This window comes from Lactobacillus sp. UCMA15818 (assembly GCF_030400225.1).
Lineage (GTDB): Bacteria > Bacillota > Bacilli > Lactobacillales > Lactobacillaceae > Liquorilactobacillus.
Map to the genome: position 1 here is coordinate 20,982 of NZ_VJYB01000015.1, position 18,307 is coordinate 39,288.

Annotated in this window: 18 protein-coding genes; 16 read left to right on the top strand and 2 right to left on the bottom strand. The window is 34.9% G+C overall.

Annotated elements, in window-relative coordinates; genetic code table 11:
• The first annotated feature begins 22 nt into the window (after positions 1–22).
• The 14 genes from FFX44_RS11215 to FFX44_RS11280 all read left to right on the top strand — a co-directional run bounded on the left by FFX44_RS11215 (position 23) and on the right by FFX44_RS11280 (position 14,991).
• Positions 23–1,216 carry an acetate kinase gene (locus FFX44_RS11215; RefSeq protein WP_289981018.1) on the top strand — a complete coding sequence of 398 codons (1,194 nt, stop codon included), beginning with the start codon at positions 23–25 and terminating at the stop codon, positions 1,214–1,216.
• A gap of 132 nt (positions 1,217–1,348) precedes the next feature.
• Positions 1,349–2,728 (top strand): bifunctional metallophosphatase/5'-nucleotidase, encoded by a 1,380-nt coding sequence (locus tag FFX44_RS11220; RefSeq protein ID WP_289981022.1) that lies wholly within the window; start codon positions 1,349–1,351, stop codon positions 2,726–2,728.
• Positions 2,729–2,755: 27 nt separating this feature from the next.
• A complete protein-coding gene (locus FFX44_RS11225; RefSeq protein WP_289981025.1) occupies positions 2,756–3,391 on the top strand; it encodes a YutD family protein in 636 nt (211 codons plus the stop codon).
• 14 nt (positions 3,392–3,405) lie between these two features.
• A complete protein-coding gene (locus FFX44_RS11230) occupies positions 3,406–4,176 on the top strand; it encodes a TIGR01457 family HAD-type hydrolase (RefSeq protein ID WP_289981027.1) in 771 nt (256 codons plus the stop codon).
• A complete protein-coding gene (locus FFX44_RS11235; RefSeq protein WP_289981030.1) occupies positions 4,177–4,803 on the top strand; it encodes a TIGR01906 family membrane protein in 627 nt (208 codons plus the stop codon).
• A gap of 826 nt (positions 4,804–5,629) precedes the next feature.
• A complete protein-coding gene (locus tag FFX44_RS11240; protein WP_289981031.1) occupies positions 5,630–6,784 on the top strand; it encodes a PLP-dependent aspartate aminotransferase family protein in 1,155 nt (384 codons plus the stop codon).
• A 34-nt stretch (positions 6,785–6,818) separates the two neighbouring features.
• Positions 6,819–7,802 (top strand): ABC transporter permease subunit, encoded by a 984-nt coding sequence (locus FFX44_RS11245; RefSeq protein WP_289981033.1) that lies wholly within the window; start codon positions 6,819–6,821, stop codon positions 7,800–7,802.
• A 10-nt stretch (positions 7,803–7,812) separates the two neighbouring features.
• Positions 7,813–8,559, top strand: coding sequence for an ABC transporter ATP-binding protein (locus FFX44_RS11250; protein WP_289981034.1), 747 nt, complete (start codon positions 7,813–7,815; stop codon positions 8,557–8,559).
• A 17-nt stretch (positions 8,560–8,576) separates the two neighbouring features.
• Positions 8,577–9,620, top strand: coding sequence for an ABC transporter substrate-binding protein (locus FFX44_RS11255; protein WP_289981036.1), 1,044 nt, complete (start codon positions 8,577–8,579; stop codon positions 9,618–9,620).
• 286 nt (positions 9,621–9,906) lie between these two features.
• On the top strand, positions 9,907–11,208 hold the full coding sequence (locus FFX44_RS11260) for an aminotransferase class I/II-fold pyridoxal phosphate-dependent enzyme (RefSeq protein WP_289981039.1): 1,302 nt from the start codon (positions 9,907–9,909) through the stop codon (positions 11,206–11,208).
• Between the two features lie 7 nt (positions 11,209–11,215).
• The gene (locus tag FFX44_RS11265) at positions 11,216–12,376 is read left to right on the top strand and encodes an amidohydrolase (protein ID WP_289981042.1); all 1,161 of its coding nucleotides are present in this window, start codon (positions 11,216–11,218) and stop codon (positions 12,374–12,376) included.
• Between the two features lie 2 nt (positions 12,377–12,378).
• Entirely contained in the window at positions 12,379–13,557 is a 1,179-nt protein-coding gene (locus FFX44_RS11270; protein ID WP_289981045.1) for an aminotransferase class I/II-fold pyridoxal phosphate-dependent enzyme, read from the top strand.
• 1 nt (position 13,558) lies between these two features.
• On the top strand, positions 13,559–14,569 hold the full coding sequence (locus FFX44_RS11275; RefSeq protein WP_289981047.1) for an NAD(P)-dependent oxidoreductase: 1,011 nt from the start codon (positions 13,559–13,561) through the stop codon (positions 14,567–14,569).
• Positions 14,570–14,571: 2 nt separating this feature from the next.
• Entirely contained in the window at positions 14,572–14,991 is a 420-nt protein-coding gene (locus tag FFX44_RS11280; RefSeq protein ID WP_289981049.1) for a GNAT family N-acetyltransferase, read from the top strand.
• A 229-nt stretch (positions 14,992–15,220) separates the two neighbouring features.
• Here the strand turns inward: FFX44_RS11280 and FFX44_RS11285 are convergent, their stop codons facing one another.
• Entirely contained in the window at positions 15,221–15,853 is a 633-nt protein-coding gene (locus tag FFX44_RS11285; protein WP_289981053.1) for a VTT domain-containing protein, read from the bottom strand.
• Positions 15,854–15,871: 18 nt separating this feature from the next.
• Positions 15,872–16,873 carry an NAD(P)/FAD-dependent oxidoreductase gene (locus FFX44_RS11290; RefSeq protein WP_289981055.1) on the bottom strand — a complete coding sequence of 334 codons (1,002 nt, stop codon included), beginning with the start codon at positions 16,871–16,873 and terminating at the stop codon, positions 15,872–15,874.
• 125 nt (positions 16,874–16,998) lie between these two features.
• Here FFX44_RS11290 and FFX44_RS11295 point away from each other — a divergent pair, with 125 nt between their 5' ends.
• Positions 16,999–17,571 carry a peptidylprolyl isomerase gene (locus FFX44_RS11295; RefSeq protein WP_289981057.1) on the top strand — a complete coding sequence of 191 codons (573 nt, stop codon included), beginning with the start codon at positions 16,999–17,001 and terminating at the stop codon, positions 17,569–17,571.
• A 22-nt stretch (positions 17,572–17,593) separates the two neighbouring features.
• Positions 17,594–17,974, top strand: coding sequence for a CvfD/Ygs/GSP13 family RNA-binding post-transcriptional regulator (locus FFX44_RS11300; RefSeq protein ID WP_289981059.1), 381 nt, complete (start codon positions 17,594–17,596; stop codon positions 17,972–17,974).
• Positions 17,975–18,307: the final 333 nt, after the last annotated feature.

The window sequence follows — 18,307 nt, forward strand, 5'->3', positions numbered from 1 at the left end:
ATTTTAGGAGAAAGAGAATAGTATGAAAATATTAGCAGTAAATGCAGGTAGTTCAACCCTAAAGTGGAAATTGTTTAATATGCCTAGTGCAAAAGTAATTGCTCAAGGGCAGATTGAGCGGATAGGACTTGACAGTGCAGTAGAAACTACTGAATTTGCAGGAAAAAAAATAATTGAACAAATTCAGTCTGATAATCATCAAGAGGCAGTTACTAGACTTCTTGAGTTGCTTAAAGAATATCAAATTGTCGAGCGACTTGATGAAATTAAGGGTGTTGGACATCGTTTTGTCAATGGAGGGACTGTTTTCAGTAAGTCTGTGGCCGTAAATGCTGAGGTTTTAGTCAAAATGGAGAAATTGAAAGTTTTAGCTCCTTTGCATAATCCTGCTAATATTATGGCAATCAGAGCATTTAAAAAAGTCCTCCCGGAAGCACTCAGTGTGGCGGTTTTTGATACCGGATTCCACCAAACGATGCCGGAAGAAAATGTCATATACAGCATTCCTTATGAATTTTATAAGAAATATCATGTACAGAAATTTGGAGCCCATGGGATAAGTTATCGGTTTGTGTTTAATAAGTTGTTAGAACTGACAAATAATGTAAACCAGAAAGCTAAAACAAATACTATTTTAATGCATTTAGGATCAGGTGCTTCGATTTGTGCGGTTAAGCATGGCAAGTCAATAGATACTAGTATGGGCTTCTCTCCCGTTTCAGGGATTACGATGCAAACTCGATCAGGCGATGTTGATCCATCTTTATTGATATACCTAGAGAATCAATTGGGAGTTAGTTCTACGAGAGTACTTGATATTCTAAATAAAGAATCGGGTATTTTAGGAATTTCCGGAATATCTTCAGATATGAGAGAGGTCTTCGCGCAAAAAGATACTAATCATCGTGCTGATCTGGCGGTTAAGGTATTTATCAATCGAATTGTTAAATATATTGGTTCTTATGCTGCAGAGTTGGGGAGAGTCGATTCACTTGTTTTTACAGGTGGAATTGGTGAAAATGTACCATTTATCCGCAGAATGATTTGCGAACAATTAGGTATTTTTGATATTAAACTTGATAATCAGTGTAACGAGGCTGCAATATCTGTGGAACAGAAGATAAGTAGTACTGATTCTGCAGTTGAGGTGTGGACGATTCCGACAAATGAAGAGTTAATGATTGCCGAAGATGTCTATGAACTGGAGAATAATTAAAAAGATCATAATGTATTATTAAAAAAACAATCTATGGGTAGATTGTTTTTTTAATGCAAAATAAGTTGTAAAATATGGAGTAGATATCAGAGACCGGAAAGAAAATATTTAAATAATTTGAGGGAGGCTGTTATGACTGAAAAGATTACAATTTTACACACAAATGATGTGCATTCACATTTAGAAAATTGGCCTAAAATTAGAAGATATTTAATAGAAAAAAGGAAAAATTTACAGCTTGAGGGTAATCATGTTTTAATTTTTGACTTAGGAGATGCAATGGATCGCGTACATCCCTTGACCGAAGCAACTAATGGAAAAGCAAATGTTGAACTCATGAACACGATTAATTATGATGCTGTTACAATCGGAAATAATGAAGGAATTGGTAATTCACATGAACAATTAGATAATTTATATCGAAATGCTAACTTCCCGGTTATCCTGGACAATATAAAAAATCAAGATAGTGGGTGTCTTCCTTCATGGGTAAAGACCAGTAAAATTTTTGAGACTTCATTTGGTACTAAAATTGGTGTTTTGGCGTGCACTGCACCGTTTCCAGCAACATATGAGATGAATAGGTGGTATGCAGAAAAAGTTGAAAGTGTCCTTCCAAAATTATTGGCAGATTTAAGGGACAAAGCTGATGTAATTATTTTGCTTTCACATCTTGGAATTGATGTTGACCGAGCACTGGCAAAAAGGTTTAAAGAAATTAATATCATTTTGGGAAGCCACACCCACCATCTTTTGGTCAATGGCGAGGTTGTGAATAAGACGCTAATTTGTGCGGCTGGCAAATGGGGACAATATGTTGGAAGAGTTGACTTGGAATGCAATAATAATGAATTGCTTAAAAGCAGTGCAAGTGTAACTGAGGTTGCAAAGTTACCAGAATTCAATGGTGATTTAAGAGAAATTAACAATTATCAGCAAAAGGGTGAAAAAATGCTGGATAGTAAAAAAGTTGCCTTGTTACCAAAAGATTACCTAGGAATTCAAAAAGAATGGTCTCCACTCATGCAGGCAAGTCTAAAAGCTGTCGAGGGTGCTACAGGAACAAAAATTGCAATCTTGAATGGTGGTCTTTTTTTAGGTGACTTACATCAAGGAATAATATCGAAAAAAGATCTACATCGGATTTTGCCTCATCCAATGCGGGTAATTAATGTTAGATTAAACGGCTATAATTTATGGCGCTTAATTAGGGAAATGGAAAAAAATCGAAATCATCTGCGAAATACAATTGTAAAGGGAAATGGTTTCAGAGGTAAAGTCTTTGGGGAAATAGTGTATGATGGAATAAAATATGATTCTCTATCAAAGAATGCTCTAATTCACGAAAGAATGATTGATCCAGGTGCAGATTATGAAATAGCAACGGTGGATAATTTTGTATATTGTCCTTTCTTCCCAACATTAGAAATTGCGGGTCATGTGGATTATTTGGGTGATCGTTTTCTGAGAGATATTGTTGGGGATTACTTTGGAGAAAAATTTCCTGTATAATAATTTTAGGATTGAGGAGCGTGAAGTATGAACAGTGAGAAGAAAGAACGTCGTGAAGCGCAGTTAGCGAAGAAAGCCGAAACCATTAAGGCATATGCTAGCGATGTTCAAATGGAAAGTGAGACACAATTATTAATTGATGGTCATCCTTATGCGATTGAAAAAAATTTTCGTGAGGGATTTGATGTTGAAAAACTTAAGGAACGATTTAGCCAAATACTTGCCAAATATGATTATATCTTAGGCGACTGGGGATATGATCAATTAAGGCTCCATGGCTTTTATGCAACAAATAGCAAAAAGGGTTTTCCTTCACAAAGCATAGATCATTTACAAGACTATCTTTTAGAATACTGTAATTTTGGTTGTGCATATTTTATATTGCATAATTTGGATGTTGCTAAACCTGCTAAGAATACTAAAAAGCGACAGAATCGAAATAACAAAAAGAAAAAGATTGATTCCGATTCAAGGGCAGTAAACAAAAAGCCAAAAGAAGCAGAGCGCAAAAAGAAACCATATATTTCTGAGAAAAAATTTGAAATGCATGAGCGGAAAAATAAAAAAGAAAACATTGCTGTGGCAACTATTAAGAGAAGCAATGTAAGAAAACGGCACTTTGTTATCAGACAAAAAAATGAGCAAAAAGATTCAAAGGTGTAAGAGGAGAGTAAATGATGAAAAGTTACAAGGGCTATCTTATTGATTTAGATGGAACAATCTATCGTGGAAAAGAACCAATTCCAGCAGCAAAAAGATTTATTGATAAGTTGCAAAAGAAGAGTATTCCTTTTTTATTTGTGACAAATAATAGTACGCAGACCCCAGAAAAAGTTGTTAAAAACTTGAGGATGAATTTCGACATTCATGTGGACATTAATAATGTGTATACTTCGGGTTTAGCAACTGCGGACTATGTTGCTGATCTAGACGAGCAAAAAAGGAGTGCATATGTAATTGGCGAAAGCGGATTAAAAAAGGCACTCTTTGATAGAGGATTTACATTTGAAGAAGAGCAACCAGACTACACAATTGTTGGGTTGGACTATGATGTTACCTATCATAAATTTGAATTGGCAACTCTTGCAATTAGGAATGGTTCTAGGTTCATTGGAACTAACGCTGATACTAATTTACCTAATGAAAGAGGACTTGTTCCTGGGGCAGGATCTGTTATTTCTTTGGTAGAATGTGCAACACAGCAAAAGGCTACATATATCGGCAAACCAGAACCTATTATTATGAAGAAAGCATTGAAGAAAATTGGTCTATCTAGCAATGAGGTTATAATGGTTGGCGATAATTATATGACAGATATTTTAGCAGGAATCAGAAGTGAGATTGATACATTGCTTGTTTATACAGGTGTGTCAACACATGAGCTTATTAAGCAAAAAGAAATTAAGCCAACGTATGAAATCGAGTCGCTTGATGAATGGAAATTCTAAATGGTAAAAGACAGAGGAAGAAGTTTTATAGATGGTCTTATTCTTTTTTTGTTTATTTTATCCTTGAGCATTACAATCACAATTAATTTTACGCCACTTTACCATTTTTTTGTTCTTAAGGATAACCTTGGCAGTCTAGTTGGCTTGAACAGCTCGGAGCTAATGAAAGAATATTATCGGTTACTTTCTTTTTTGAACTATCCTTGGATTAACAAGTTAAATTTATCTTTACCGTCTTCGACTAATGGGATGCATCATTTCTTTGATGTCAAACATTTATTTCTTGTTAATTATTGTGTGTTGGTATTAACTAGTGTGCTTGCGTATTTGGTTATAAAAAAAATGAAGATTGAAAAAAGTCAATGGAAATTAATTGTTCCTGCGAAGGTTATGATGTTAGTTTTATTTGTTTTAGTCATGATAATGGCACTCAATTTTAATAAATTCTTTATTGGATTTCACGAAGTTTTATTTAGAAATAGCGACTGGCTTTTTGATCCAAAACTAGATCCGATAATTAATACGTTACCAGATACTTTCTTTATGGCATGTTTTGTCTTCTTTTTTTGTCTGATAGAGTTTTTTTTGTGGATTGGTGTTATCTATGGAAAGAAAAGCTTACGCTGATATAAAATTTCTTAGGAGAAATTGCTTAGTTTTTATTTTAAAATCGAAAGAATTATAATTAAAAAAATTCTTGACAAAGAAGACTGGTGAGATTAGAATTCACTGTAATGAATTAATACTTTTTAATTATTATATCTTTTGAAAAGAAGAGTAGCTATATTGAATTGAATACAGAGAACTTATGTTAGCTGAGAGTAAGTATCGATTAGGATAGTGAAGATGAACTTGGATATAGAAGTATTCGGTGAAAGCCGCGTACTCGGTAGGAACCGTTATTTTTCCGGATATCGTTTTTATAAGTATCGTTGAGACACGGTTTTAGTGTGAAAAAAGGGTGGTACCGCAATTGATTTTGCCCCTTGTTTGTTGATGACAATAGACAGGGGTTTTTTTTGTACAATAATATAATAAGATTGAGTGGTGGGCATAGAAAAAATAGATTGATGAATAGATGTGAAATGAGTTTTTCTTATAATTTAATATAAAAATTAGCAAAAGATGAGTAATTCCTTTGAAAAATTTACAGAGAGGCTATATTGATGAGAGTAGTCATTGAAGCAAACGAATGAAGATGGTCTGTTGAATCTAATTCCAGTGTGAGCCCTTTTGGGGTAAGCAGTGGACGGGAATGCCTGTTATAGCATCACAGTTATGAATAGCATCATTTTTATGACTTGGTAAGGATCTTCAAAGAAATTTGATTATTAAATAACGAGTGGTAACGCGAAAGAATCGCCTCGTAGTCGAAAATGACTATGGGGTGTTTTTTTTATAGAATCAAGGTTTATTTCAATAAAAAATAATAGGGAAAGTGTGGAGATATATAATGTCTGAATTTGATACAAAATTAGTTCATGGAAAAATACAAAATGATAATAATACTGGAGCAGTAAATGTTCCCATTTATAATTCGTCAACTTATATTTTTCCAAAGGTTGATGCTAAAATTCGTTGGGATTATGCACGTTCGGGGAATCCGACCCGAAGTTATTTAGAAGATCAAGTTGCAGAATTAGAAGGGGGATATCAGGGATTCGCATTTTCATCAGGGTTAGCAGCAATTCATTCAGTATTCTCAATTTTTTCACCAGGAGATCATATCATAATTGGAGATACTGTTTATGGTGGAACTTTTAGATTGATAAACCAAATATTCAAAAAATGGAACTTAGAGTTCACAGCAGTTAATACACAGGACGTAGCAATTGTAAGAAATGCTATTAAAGAAAACACCAAGGCTATTTATTTTGAAACGTTCTCCAATCCTTTACTGCGTGTGACGAGTGTCAAGGAGACTGCAAAGATTGCAAAAGAAAATAATTTATTAACGATTGTCGATAATACTTTTTTAACTCCATATCTGCAAAAGCCACTCAAATTAGGCGCAGACATAGTTATCCATTCTGCAACAAAATATTTAGGTGGACATTCTGATGTGATTGCCGGTGTTGTAGTTGCTAAAAATAAAGAATTGGCTGAACAAATCTATTTCAATCAAAATGGAATTGGTGCGGTTTTATCTCCAGAGTCTTCTAACCTAATTAGAAGAGGGGTTCAGACATTAGCAGTTAGAATGGACAGGCATCTTAGCAATACTACAAAAATTGTAGAGTTTTTACAAACTCGTGAAGAAATCAAACAGATATATTTTCCGGGTTTATCAGGAACAAAGGATTACGAAATTGCTAGTCAAGAGGTTAATGGCTGCGGTGGACTTGTTTCTTTTGAGCTACAAGAAGGTCTTGATGCAATCAAATTTGTTGAAAGCCTAAAACTGATTCAGCTTGCGGTCAGCTTAGGGGCAGTTGAAAGCTTAATAGAATTACCATATAAAATGACTCATGCAGAACTTTCAAAAGAACAACAAGAAGAGATTGGAATAACCTCGCAGTTAGTTAGATTATCGGTTGGAATTGAATCACCAAATGATTTAATTACGGATATTCAACAAGGACTTGATTTATTACATTATCACTGTTGAAGTGCGATTTTACATGTGAGAAAGTGGGTTTTTTATGGGAAATAGTAAACAGGCAATTCTTAATAGAAAATATTGGAAGAGGTGGTCGCTCAACTGGAACGTACTCAGTATTTTAGCTGTTGTTGTTGCATTGGTCGAAAATCTGTTAGTTACTTCAAGTGAAAGTGTAGATAATGGACCCTATCGAATATTTCTGTTAGTTTTTATGTTTTATCTTTTGTTTGTATATTTAGTAGGCTCTTTTTTTAATCTAAGAGTGAAGTTTTATAGTGGACATTTTGCGCAGCTAAATCTTTCTTTGGGAATTTTACTATGTATTCAAGATTTATTGACAGAGAAGTTTGGAACTTTAGCTTTACCGTACTTTGTCAGTTTTGCGCAAATTTTAGAACAAATCAGATACGATGCAGTACTGTTGTTGGAATCAATGATATCGTCGCTGATTTTATGGCTTATTAGTTTTGTAATAGGGACATTGATTGGAGTTGTTCTAGGAATATTACTAGGAAGGTATCGCCAATTCAATTATTGGTCATTCCCTTATTTGAAAGTAATTGGCATAATTCCTGCAGCAGCTTGGATGCCATTGACTATGGTAGTATTTCCAAATAGTTTTTTAGCAGAAGTTTTTTTAATTGTCTTATCAGTTTGGTTTCCTGTAGCTTTTATGACTATTGGAGGCGTACAAAGTATTTTGCCGACATATTTTGAAGCAGCATATACCCTTGGATTCAATGAACACAAAATTATTCAGAAGGTTGTAATTCCAGGTGCACTGCCCAACATTTTTACTGGTATTTTTACGTCTCTAGGATTGTCTTTTACGATGCTAGTAATCTCGGAAATGATTGGGGCAAAAGTTGGATTAGGATGGTACATCAACTGGGCAAAGAGTACCGGAAATTACAGTCAATTGTATGCTGCAATCGTAATCATGGCACTACTTTTTTCAATTATCTTTGCACTGATTAACAAAATTCAAGAGAAAGCACTTCGTTGGCGGAGAACGGCAAGTTAGGGGGACGGTTATGGCTTTTCTAAAAGTAAAGAATGTTACTCGAGAGATTTTTAATAATAACGGTCAGTATTTGAAAATTATTGATGATATTAATTTTTCTGTTGTAGATGGAGAATTCTTATCATTAATCGGTCCTTCAGGTTGTGGCAAGACAACCTTGTTACGCGTTATTTCTGGACTTGATAATCCTGAAAAAGGTGAAGTGACACTTGCAGGAGAAAAAATTGTTAAACCATCAGTTTCAAGAGGATATGTCTTTCAGCATGGAAGCTTGTATCCATGGGAAACGATTAGGCAAAATATAAGTTCTGGGATACAGGTTGTGCAGGGTAAGAACTTTAATCAGAAGTTGGTGGATTACTTCATAGAAGTTATGGGGTTACAAGGATTTGAAGATGCATATCCAAATCAAGTGTCAGGTGGGATGGCACAAAGGGCTGCACTGGCAAGATCATTAGTTTTAAATCCACAGCTGTTGCTCTTGGATGAACCAATGGGGGCACTGGATGCATTTACGCGAGTCGATGTCCAAAATATTATTTACAAAATTTGGCAGGAAAAGAAAACAACGATGATTTTAGTCACACACGATATTGATGAGGCTATTTATTTAAGTCAAAGGATTTTAGTGATGACTCCACATCCGGGTCGAGTCAAAGAAATCGTTAAGAATGATTTACCATTTCCGCGAAAACGCGATAGTTCTGAATTCTTGGATACAAGAAAAAAGCTACAACAAATACTAAATTTTAAATAAGGTGAGGAGATAATCGGATGAGTAATCAAAAAGGATTTATGGGGAATGCATTAAAGTTCGCAGCAATATTTCTAGCAACAATTGGGATTTTTTTTGTTTTCAATAATCATTTAATTTATGCTAGCTCAGGCTATAAATACGGTTCAATAACTATCCCAGCAAAGAATGGAACGATTTGCGGGGCTCCCAATTATATTGCATATGAAAAAGGATTTTTCAAAAAAAATGGGCTTAAAGCGGATTTAGTTGCTAAACCAACAAACATTGGAGATCTTGAAGCTGGGTTCTCAAGTGGTAAATATGATGCTCTAAATGGTGATTTTCAGTATTTGCCAGCTATTCAAAATGGAGCACAAATTCTTGCTGCTGGTGGATTACACCAGGGATGTATCGAAGTCTTGGTTCCTAAGAATTCGAGCATACATAGTGTCAAGGATTTAAAAGGCAAGACAATTGGTACACCTGGCGAAGGTTCTACTGGTCAATATGTTGCAACAATCGCTTTGCAGCATGCGGGGATTGATGTTAAAAGTGGGGTGACTTGGAAAACCTTTGATTATGATTTGTTAACTAAGGCAGCGGAAAAAGGCGAAGTGGATGCAATCGCCACCGTGGATCCTTATGCTTATCAAGCACAAAAACAAAATCATTTCAGGGTAATTGTTAATAATAATAACAGTTCTAACAGTACTAAAATGGCAAAGATGGGTATGAAGAAGAGTGGTTCTTGTTGCTATTTGTATTTGCCACAAAAACTGGTTAAGGAAAATCCAGCAAAAGCCGCAGCAATTGTGAAATCATATAAAGAAGCGACAGCATGGATTGATAAACATCCTTCAGAAACTGCCAGCATTCTTCTAGACAAAAAATATGTAGCAGAGACAAAATTTGTTAACCATAAAAATGTTACGAGTTTGATTAAGAGCTATCATTTCTCATTGAAGGGTAAAGCTGGTAAAGCAGACTTGAAGTATTACGCAGAACAATTGAAAAAGGCTGGATTTTTAAAGAGTAATACCAATGTGAACAAATTGATAAAGAATGCATACTATAAAAATTAAAGATAGATATGAATGAATTTAAAAAGGGTAAAAATTACTAGTTCTTATCAGTATTTATGTGACAAGTTAGCTGATTTTGAAGAATAACTTTCGGAATATGCCGGGATGAATTAAAACGCTAAAAGTCGGTAAAAGCAGTTAGATTACTTTACCAATCGAAAAAAGGAAAATGAAATGCTTAAGAAAAATAAACAAAAATGAATTGCAGGTAATGCTGTAATATTGCAACAACTAAGAAAAATTTGTAAGAAACTAATGTTTGAGTTTGATAAAGGAGCTGAGTTTAATGAGTAATGAATTCGATACAAAAAAGATTCATAGTGGATATGAACCGAAGAATTTTGATTATTCCGCAACTGTTCCGATTTTTCAAAGCGTTGCTTTTGACTTAGGGAACACTGGACGTGCAGATCAAATAGTTCGCGGCGAATTACCAGGAGCTTTTATGTACTCAAGAGTAGCCAATCCAACTGTTGATATCTTTGAAAAAAGAATTAATGCTCTTGATGGCGGTGTAGGGGCAGTTGCGGTCGCTTCTGGTATGGCAGCTATCACCTATGCGATTTTAAATGTCGCCGAAGGAGGAGGAAGAATTATTGCTCCGTTAGATATCTATGGAGCTTCATTGGATGAGTTTAGGACGCTTTTACCTAAGTATAATATTAATTTTGATTTTGTTGAAAATATTAATGATTTCGATAAGATTCAAGAACTTATAAGGCCTGATACGAAGGCTATCTATGTTGAGAGTGTTTCTAATCCGATTACAAATATTGCTGATATATCACAGCTAGCTAAATTAGCACATAAAAATAAAATTCCATTGATTGTTGATAATACTTTTCCTACTCCTTATCTGTTCAATCCGATTAAGTTTGGAGCTGATATTATTGTCTATTCTTCAACTAAAGGTATTAGCGGGCATGGTAATGTTGTGTCTGGAATAATTGTGGATGGAGGGAAGTTCGAATGGACTAAGGAGAAATTTCCCCAATTTTTTGAACCTGAATTAACCTTAGATAAAGAGGGAAGAGAAGATAATAGTTTTGTAGGAGTATTTGGCAAAAGGGCTTTTAGTGCACATCTGCGGACAAAATATTTGAGACTGATGGGAGCGGTATTAAATCCGTTTGCAGCTTATCTTGGATTGCTAGGGCTTGAAACATTGTCAGAAAGAGTTAACAAAGAAGTTTTGACTGCCTTAAAGATTGCTCGATATTTAGAAAAAAATGAACACATCGAAAAAATTTTTCATAGTGGACTCTTAAATACACCGCAAAGAGACTTGGTTGAGAAATATTATCCCAATGGAATAGGAACCGTATTCTCATTTAAATTAAGGGGAACGGTGGAAAATATCAAAAAGCTATTAAATGGTGTTAAGCTTTTTACTTACTTACCCAATGTTGGTGACAACCGCTCACTCATTGTTAATCCGAGTGGAACAACTCATCGTGAGGTACCCGAAGATGAAAGAAAAAGGCAAAATATTTCAGATAACCTTATTAGGCTTTCTATTGGGTTAGAAGATGCGTCTGATTTAATTCGAGATTTAGAACAAGCGATTAAACAAGCTTTTAAGGAGTGAGAGTAAATTGACTAAAAAAAAGATTGTAATTGATTTAAAAGAAATAATCGAGTTGCGTCATTATTTTCATCAACATCCTGAGTTGTCCAATAATGAATTCAATACTACAAAGAAGATTAAAGCAGTTTTGACTGCTTGGGAAGTTTCAATTTTACCAACTGGTTTAGATACTGGTATTTTGGCAGAAATCAAGGGCAAACAAACGGGTTCAATTATTGCTTTGAGGGCAGATATTGATGCTTTGCCTGTTCAAGAAGAAACAAGCCTAGCTTTTAAATCACTCAATTCAGGAATAATGCACGCTTGTGGTCATGATTTGCATTTAACTAGTCTACTAGGAGCAATAAAGTACTTTAAAGATAATCGAGATCAGATTAAGGGGACAATCAGATTTTTGTTTCAACCAGCTGAAGAAGCTGGCGGCGGAGCAGAACAAGTTATTAAAAAAAATGTGCTTAAAGATGTGAAAGCTATTCTAGGTTTTCATAATAATCCTAATTTACCAGTTGGTACCATTGCAGTGCAATCGGGTCCGATGATGGCAGGCTGCTATAAATTCGAGATTACAATAAAGGGTCAAGGATCACACGGAGCAAAGCCAGAAAAGGGGCATGATCCAATAATTGCCGTAACTGAAATAGTTGGTGCTTTGCAGACAATTGTAAGTAGAAATATTAATCCGCAAGATGCAGTAGTTATAAGCGTCACTAATATTAACGCAGGAAATGTTTGGAATGTTATACCTAGTGAGGCTTATCTTCAAGGAACCGTGCGCCTTTTTGACGAAAAAAATGCCAAATTGGTGAGACAGAGACTTTTTGAACTAACAGAAGGAATTGCTAAAGCATTTGGACAGTCGGTTGAAATAGGTTGGAGCGAGCGGGCACTTCCAATAAATAACGATTCAAATTTGACACAGGCAGTAATCAATAATTTATCAAGTACAGTTCATAAGCCTCTTCTTTCAATGGCAGGAGAAGATTTTGCTACCTATCAAAAAAAAATTCCTGGTGTCTTCGCTTTTGTTGGTTCTAACGGTGCACCAGATGTGGCAGACTGGCATGAACCAAATTTTGTTGGCCTCGATGAAACTTTGACAACGGGGGTTGATTATTTTATTGAAGGTGCAAAAGGATTGTTAGCATATCTGAATGAGGAGATGAAATAAAGTTGAAAGATGAACTCATTTCTTTACTGAATAAGAATTTATTGGAAGTTGAACCATCATTAATTAGAAAGTTTGATGAGGAAATTAGTGAGATACCTAATATAGTAAAACTAACATTGGGTGAACCTTATTTTAACACTCCCGACCATATCAAAATAGCAGGAATAAAAGCAATTATTGACAATCAGACACACTATGCTCCTAATCGTGGAATAGCTGAACTTAGAGGAGCGATAAGTAATTATTTAAAGCGTCATTACGGAGTATCATATGATCCGCAGGAACAAATTATAGTCACTAATGGTGCCAGTGAAGCAATCAGCACGGTCATGAACTCTTTTTCGGGACAAGGTGATGTAGTTTTGTGTCCTTCACCAGCCTTTGGACTGTATCGGAATTTAGCAAAAATAAACGGAGCTAAGTATATAGAAATTGATACGGAAAACGATAAATATAAATTAACTCCAGAAAAGTTAAAGGAATACTTAAATAAATATCAAACATCCGTTAAGATGCTAATTTTCAACTATCCCAACAATCCAACAGGAGTTAGTTATTCTGAAATTGAAATAAAAAAACTTGCAGAGGTCTTGAGAGAATACTTGGTAGTTGTTTTGAGTGACGAAATTTACAGTGAACTTATTTATAAGGAAAAACATGTATCAATTGCATCTTATTTACCAGAAAAGACACTGCTAGTTAATGGAGTATCTAAGTCGTATGCCATGACTGGTTGGCGTGTGGGATATCTATGCGGACCAAAGAAACTAATTAGAAATTTGGCAAAACTTCATCAGGCTAATGTTGCGACGATTGGAACTATAAATATGATTGCTGCTGCAGAAGGATTAATTAATGGTGACGAAGATATAAAAAAGATGCGTGCAGAATATGAAAAAAAGAGAGACTTTGTTTGCAAACGGCTAAGGGACATTGGTTATTCTTTTATACCGGCTGATGGAGCATTCTACATCTATGTCAAATTACCACATGATTTTCAGGGCTCTAGCATTGATTATGCAAGAATACTTGCTCAAAGGGCACATGTCGCGGTTATTCCTGGAGCAGCATTTGCAATCCAAGATCAAAAATATTTTCGCATTAGTTACGCTGTCTCAGATGATAAATTGGCTAGTGCGCTGAAACGTTTAGAAAAATTTGTAAAGGGCAGGCGAAGATAAATTGACAAAAATAATTGCTTATCATGTTCGACAAGATGAAGACCCATTTATTGCACAATGGAGCAAGAAAAATGAAATTGAGGTTAAAAGCGTTCCATTCGAACTTCACCCTGATACTGTGGAATATGCAAAAGGGTATGATGGAATTATTTTTAAACAACGTAGTAAATTAGATGAAGATGGTTTGATTTATCAAGTCTTAAAGAGTTATGGAATTCGTCAGTTATCTTGTCGTTCGGCGGGGATAGATACAGTTAATCTTAGTGCGGCTAAATTAAATGGTATCAAAGTGACGAATGTTCCTTCATATTCTCCGCATGCGGTTGCAGAATTAGTTTTGATGCAGGCAATGCAACTGATTAGACATTATCCAGAATTCAAAGCACGCTTGGATAATAACGATTATGTTGTTGATGGATTGCGTTCACGTGAACTTTCGGAATATGTCATTGGGATTATCGGAGTTGGCAGAATTGGGAGAACAGTTGCTCAGATATTTCACAGTTTAGGGGCAAAGGTTCTTGGGAATGATTTGATAAGAAATCCAGAGTTAGAGCAAGCTGGGACTTTGAAGTATGTTGAAAAAGATGAGATTTATCGAAAAGCAGATATTGTGACCTCACATGTTTATTTGAGTGAGCAAAATATTCACTTAATCGGTCAAAATGCTTTTTCTAAGATGAAATCAACCGCTTTTTTAATAAATGATTCTCGAGGATCGATTGTGAACACTGCTGATTTGTTAGTTGCTTTGGAGAAAAAACAGATTGCTGGAGCAGCATTAGATGTAGTTGAAGAAGAAACTAAGATTTTTAATTTGAAATTTGATAGGCAAACTCCAGTGGTCAATTACAATCTGCTTAAAGAATTGCCGAATGTGATTTTGACACCACATATTGCTTTTTACACAGATATTGCAGTTGAACGAATGGTAAAACAAGCTCTAGATGATGCATTAAACATTATTCAAGGAAAGCACAGTGTGCATGAAATAAGTTTCAAGGGAGAATAAAGATGGTTAAATTCAGAAGAATGACGATTAATGATTATGAACAGGCATATACTTTATGGGAGAGAACACCAGGAATGAATCTTCAATCCTTGGACAATACACGAGCTGGAATTATGCGTGTAATTGACTGCAATTCTAACCTGTGTTTTGTTGCTGAAGACCAAGAAATAGTAATTGCAACAATCTTAGGAGCAACTGATGGTAGAAAGGGTTATTTTTACCACGTTGCAGTTGCTAAAAATTTTCAACATCAGCAGATTGGAAAAAAATTGATTTCAAAGGTTCTAGAAGAATTTAAGTTGGAAAATATTGAAAAAGTTGGTTTGTTTACGGTTATGGATAATAGTGAAGGACAGAAATTCTGGGAGCATCTAGGATTTAAGGAGCGGCCTGATATAAAATATTTGGATTTAGATTTGTAATTACATTGGAATATTTTTTGTCAAACCAGAAGTTTACTTTTAGCTGAAGAAAAGGGAATATGGTGTTGGAAAAGGTTGAATACTAAGTTAGACAGAGCGTTTTGACTTATGAAACACATTTATACATTTATGCACAATAAAGAGGTGAGACTAGATCAAAATTTAACTTTTGACACAGTCCCACCTCTGTATAGTAATGTTTATTTATAAAACTCAAAATGATTCTTGATCAGTGTCTTTTTTTGAGAGCGCCTATTATTGCTGGAATTAATGAAACAGCAATGATTCCAATGACCACCAGTGAAAAGTGCTCTTTTACAAATGGAATATTTCCAAAGAAATAGCCGGAACCACAGCATAAGGTCATCCATGCTGTTGCACCAATTATATTATAGCGGAAGAATTTGCTATAGGGCATGTGACTGCTGCCAGCAACAAAAGGAGACATTGTTCTGATAATTGGCATGAAGCGAGCCAACGAAATTGCAACGCCACCATGTTTTTCAAAAAAAGCACGAGTATGCTCGAGATTTTCTTCTTTTATGAATTTCCCTAAGAAGGAATTCTTGTGTATAGAATCGCCTATTTTGTGACCAATAAAGAAATTAAGAGAATCCCCAAGAATAGGTGCAATCCAGAATAACAGGACAAATATCCAAATATTTAAATGATAGGTAGAATTTGCTGCGAGTGCACATGCAGCAAAGAGCAAGGAATCACCAGGTAAAAATGGCATTATTACAGCACCAGTCTCAACAAAAATGATTGTGAATAAAATGAGGTATGTCCAATCTCCAAATGTATTGACAATTGTTATTAGATGGGTATCAATATGTAAAATAAAATCAATTAAAAAGTTCATCTGTTGCTCCTTGTTTTGTTAGTTTAATTCTGGAAAATTTTTAATGAGTTGTGTGCTGTGAGCAGCTTGCCGGATATCGGGATGAATGTACCTCATTGCACTATTAATGGCAATAGGAGCTTCACCAAAGCCCGTTGCAATCAGATTAACTCGGCCAGAGTAGTTGATTATATCGCCAATAGCAAAAATTCCTGGAATAGATGTTTCCATGTCGGTTTTTACTGTAATTAAATTATGTTCGGTTTCAAGCTGCCATGATTTAAGTGTTTTGTTGTTAGATACAAAGCCATAGTTTACTAGAAGAAAGTCAGCTAAAATTTCTTTTGTTTCCGCAGTTTTTACTTTTTTAAGAGTAATTCTTATTTTATCATCATCAGAATCTAAATTACTGATAAGATAAGGCGTTTCAAAAATTGTTTTTGTTTTTTTCAGTTGTTCAATACTGCTTTCTAAAGCTCTGAACTTATCTCTTCTATGGATTATGCTAACAGATTTAGCAATCTTCCGCATTTCAAGTGCCCAATCAACAGCCGAGTCGCCACCTCCAGCAATTGCAACATCTTTATCACGAAATTCCTGAGGATTTTTTACGAAATAGCGAAGCTGCTTATTTTCAAATCTCTCTGCATTTTCGATAGCAAGTCTTCGTGGTTGAAAAGCACCAACACCTGTTGCAATAATAATAGTACGTGAATAAGTTTTCTTTTTTGTAGTTGTAATTGCAAAACCCAAATCAGTTTTAGCAATAGTTTGAACGGTTTCGTTTAAAAAAATATCAGGTTTAAATTGGTCATTTTGGATTAAAAGATTATTAATAAGCTGGGTGCCCTTAATGGAATTGAATCCTGGAATGTCGTATAAGTTTTTCGCTGGAAATAGTGTGCTGACTTGACCACCAAGTTGATCCAAACTTTCAATTAACTGTGTTTTGGCTTGGCGCATGCGAGCATATGTTGCTGCAAAAATACCGATAGGACCACCGCCAATGATGGTGATGTCATAGTAATTTTCGTTTTTCATTGTAATGCTCCTTTCAATTATGTACACTTAGATACATTAGCATAATTAGTTTGTAAAATAAATTAAATTGGAAAAATGTTTACTATTTCGATAGAATAAACTATATAAAAAAGGAGGAATTAGAAATGTTTCCACAATTAGAAGAAAATCAGACAAATCCCAAGGTGACATTACAGACGAACCTTGGTGAAATCGTAATTGAACTTTTTCCAGAGAAAGCTCCCAAAACGGTGGATAATTTTCTCAAGCTTGCGCAAGAAGGTTACTATGAAGGTGTTATTTTTCACCGAGTAATAAAAGACTTTATGATTCAAGGTGGAGATCCCACAGGTACAGGTATGGGCGGGCAAAGCATTTGGAATCAGGCTTTTGAAGATGAATTTTCAAACGAACTTTTTAATTTAAGAGGAGCGTTATCAATGGCAAATGCTGGGCCAAATACTAACGGAAGCCAGTTTTTCATTGTTCAAAATAAGAATTTTCCTAGTCAGATGATTGAACAGATGCAACAAGCAGGGTATCCTACTGAAATTGTCGAAGAGTATCAAAAAGGTGGTACGCCATGGTTGGATCATCACCATACTGTTTTTGGACAGGTTCGTTCTGGACTAGATGTTGTTGATGCAATTGCTGAGGTTGAGAGTGTACAGGATAAACCAGTTGATGACGTAATAATCAATAAAGTTATTACTGAATAGTTTTTGGTAAGAGGCGACAGCAATGAAATATAAAATTGGATCAATTGTTGAGGGAAAGATAACAGGGATACAGGCGTACGGAGCTTTTGTTGCGCTTGATACTCATACGCAGGGTTTAATACACATTTCAGAATGTCATCCAGGTTTTGTCTCGGATATCCATCATTATCTAAAAATTGCGCAAACTGTTAGGGTAATGATTATTGACATTGATGAGTATACTGGAAAAATAAGTTTATCAATAAGATGTATAAAAGAACCATCTATCAATGTGACTGAAGAACATATTAGATGTGTACACAAACATTATTGGACAAATTATAAAGTCAATGACGGTTTTGAACCAATAAAAATGCGATTAAATAGTTGGACTAATGATGCATTACACGATATAGAGAGTTAATTGAAAAAATTCTAAAATAATACTTGACTGTGAATGAATAAATTGATATTATATTTCTTGTTGGTCATCAGTAATTGTTGTAAGGTTAGAAAAAATTACTGTTTTCCAAAATGAATATTGTTGGATATTTATTCTTTTTTTGTTTTTTATAAACAAAAAAAGTTGACAAGCATCTAACAATCAAGTATCATTAAATAGTTGCGTTGAGCAATTATGTAGACCTTTGAAAACTGAACAAAGTTTCGACAAATCAAATGTGTAGGGTCTCTTGTTTAGTACAAGAGCAAACATTTGCGAAGTCAATTCGCTAGTAAATAATTAAGTAAAGAGTCA

Excerpts from the sequence above, each read along its gene's own strand:
- FFX44_RS11215 (WP_289981018.1), top strand. The coding sequence starts at position 23 with ATGAAAATATTAGCAGTAAATGCAGGTAGTTCAACCCTAAAGTGGAAA.
- FFX44_RS11220 (WP_289981022.1), top strand. The coding sequence starts at position 1,349 with ATGACTGAAAAGATTACAATTTTACACACAAATGATGTGCATTCACAT.
- FFX44_RS11225 (WP_289981025.1), top strand. The coding sequence starts at position 2,756 with ATGAACAGTGAGAAGAAAGAACGTCGTGAAGCGCAGTTAGCGAAGAAA.
- FFX44_RS11230 (WP_289981027.1), top strand. The coding sequence starts at position 3,406 with ATGAAAAGTTACAAGGGCTATCTTATTGATTTAGATGGAACAATCTAT.
- FFX44_RS11235 (WP_289981030.1), top strand. The coding sequence starts at position 4,177 with ATGGTAAAAGACAGAGGAAGAAGTTTTATAGATGGTCTTATTCTTTTT.
- FFX44_RS11240 (WP_289981031.1), top strand. The coding sequence starts at position 5,630 with ATGTCTGAATTTGATACAAAATTAGTTCATGGAAAAATACAAAATGAT.
- FFX44_RS11245 (WP_289981033.1), top strand. The coding sequence starts at position 6,819 with ATGGGAAATAGTAAACAGGCAATTCTTAATAGAAAATATTGGAAGAGG.
- FFX44_RS11250 (WP_289981034.1), top strand. The coding sequence starts at position 7,813 with ATGGCTTTTCTAAAAGTAAAGAATGTTACTCGAGAGATTTTTAATAAT.
- FFX44_RS11255 (WP_289981036.1), top strand. The coding sequence starts at position 8,577 with ATGAGTAATCAAAAAGGATTTATGGGGAATGCATTAAAGTTCGCAGCA.
- FFX44_RS11260 (WP_289981039.1), top strand. The coding sequence starts at position 9,907 with ATGAGTAATGAATTCGATACAAAAAAGATTCATAGTGGATATGAACCG.
- FFX44_RS11280 (WP_289981049.1), top strand. The coding sequence starts at position 14,572 with ATGGTTAAATTCAGAAGAATGACGATTAATGATTATGAACAGGCATAT.
- FFX44_RS11285 (WP_289981053.1), bottom strand. The coding sequence starts at position 15,853 with ATGAACTTTTTAATTGATTTTATTTTACATATTGATACCCATCTAATA.
- FFX44_RS11290 (WP_289981055.1), bottom strand. The coding sequence starts at position 16,873 with ATGAAAAACGAAAATTACTATGACATCACCATCATTGGCGGTGGTCCT.
- FFX44_RS11295 (WP_289981057.1), top strand. The coding sequence starts at position 16,999 with ATGTTTCCACAATTAGAAGAAAATCAGACAAATCCCAAGGTGACATTA.
- FFX44_RS11300 (WP_289981059.1), top strand. The coding sequence starts at position 17,594 with ATGAAATATAAAATTGGATCAATTGTTGAGGGAAAGATAACAGGGATA.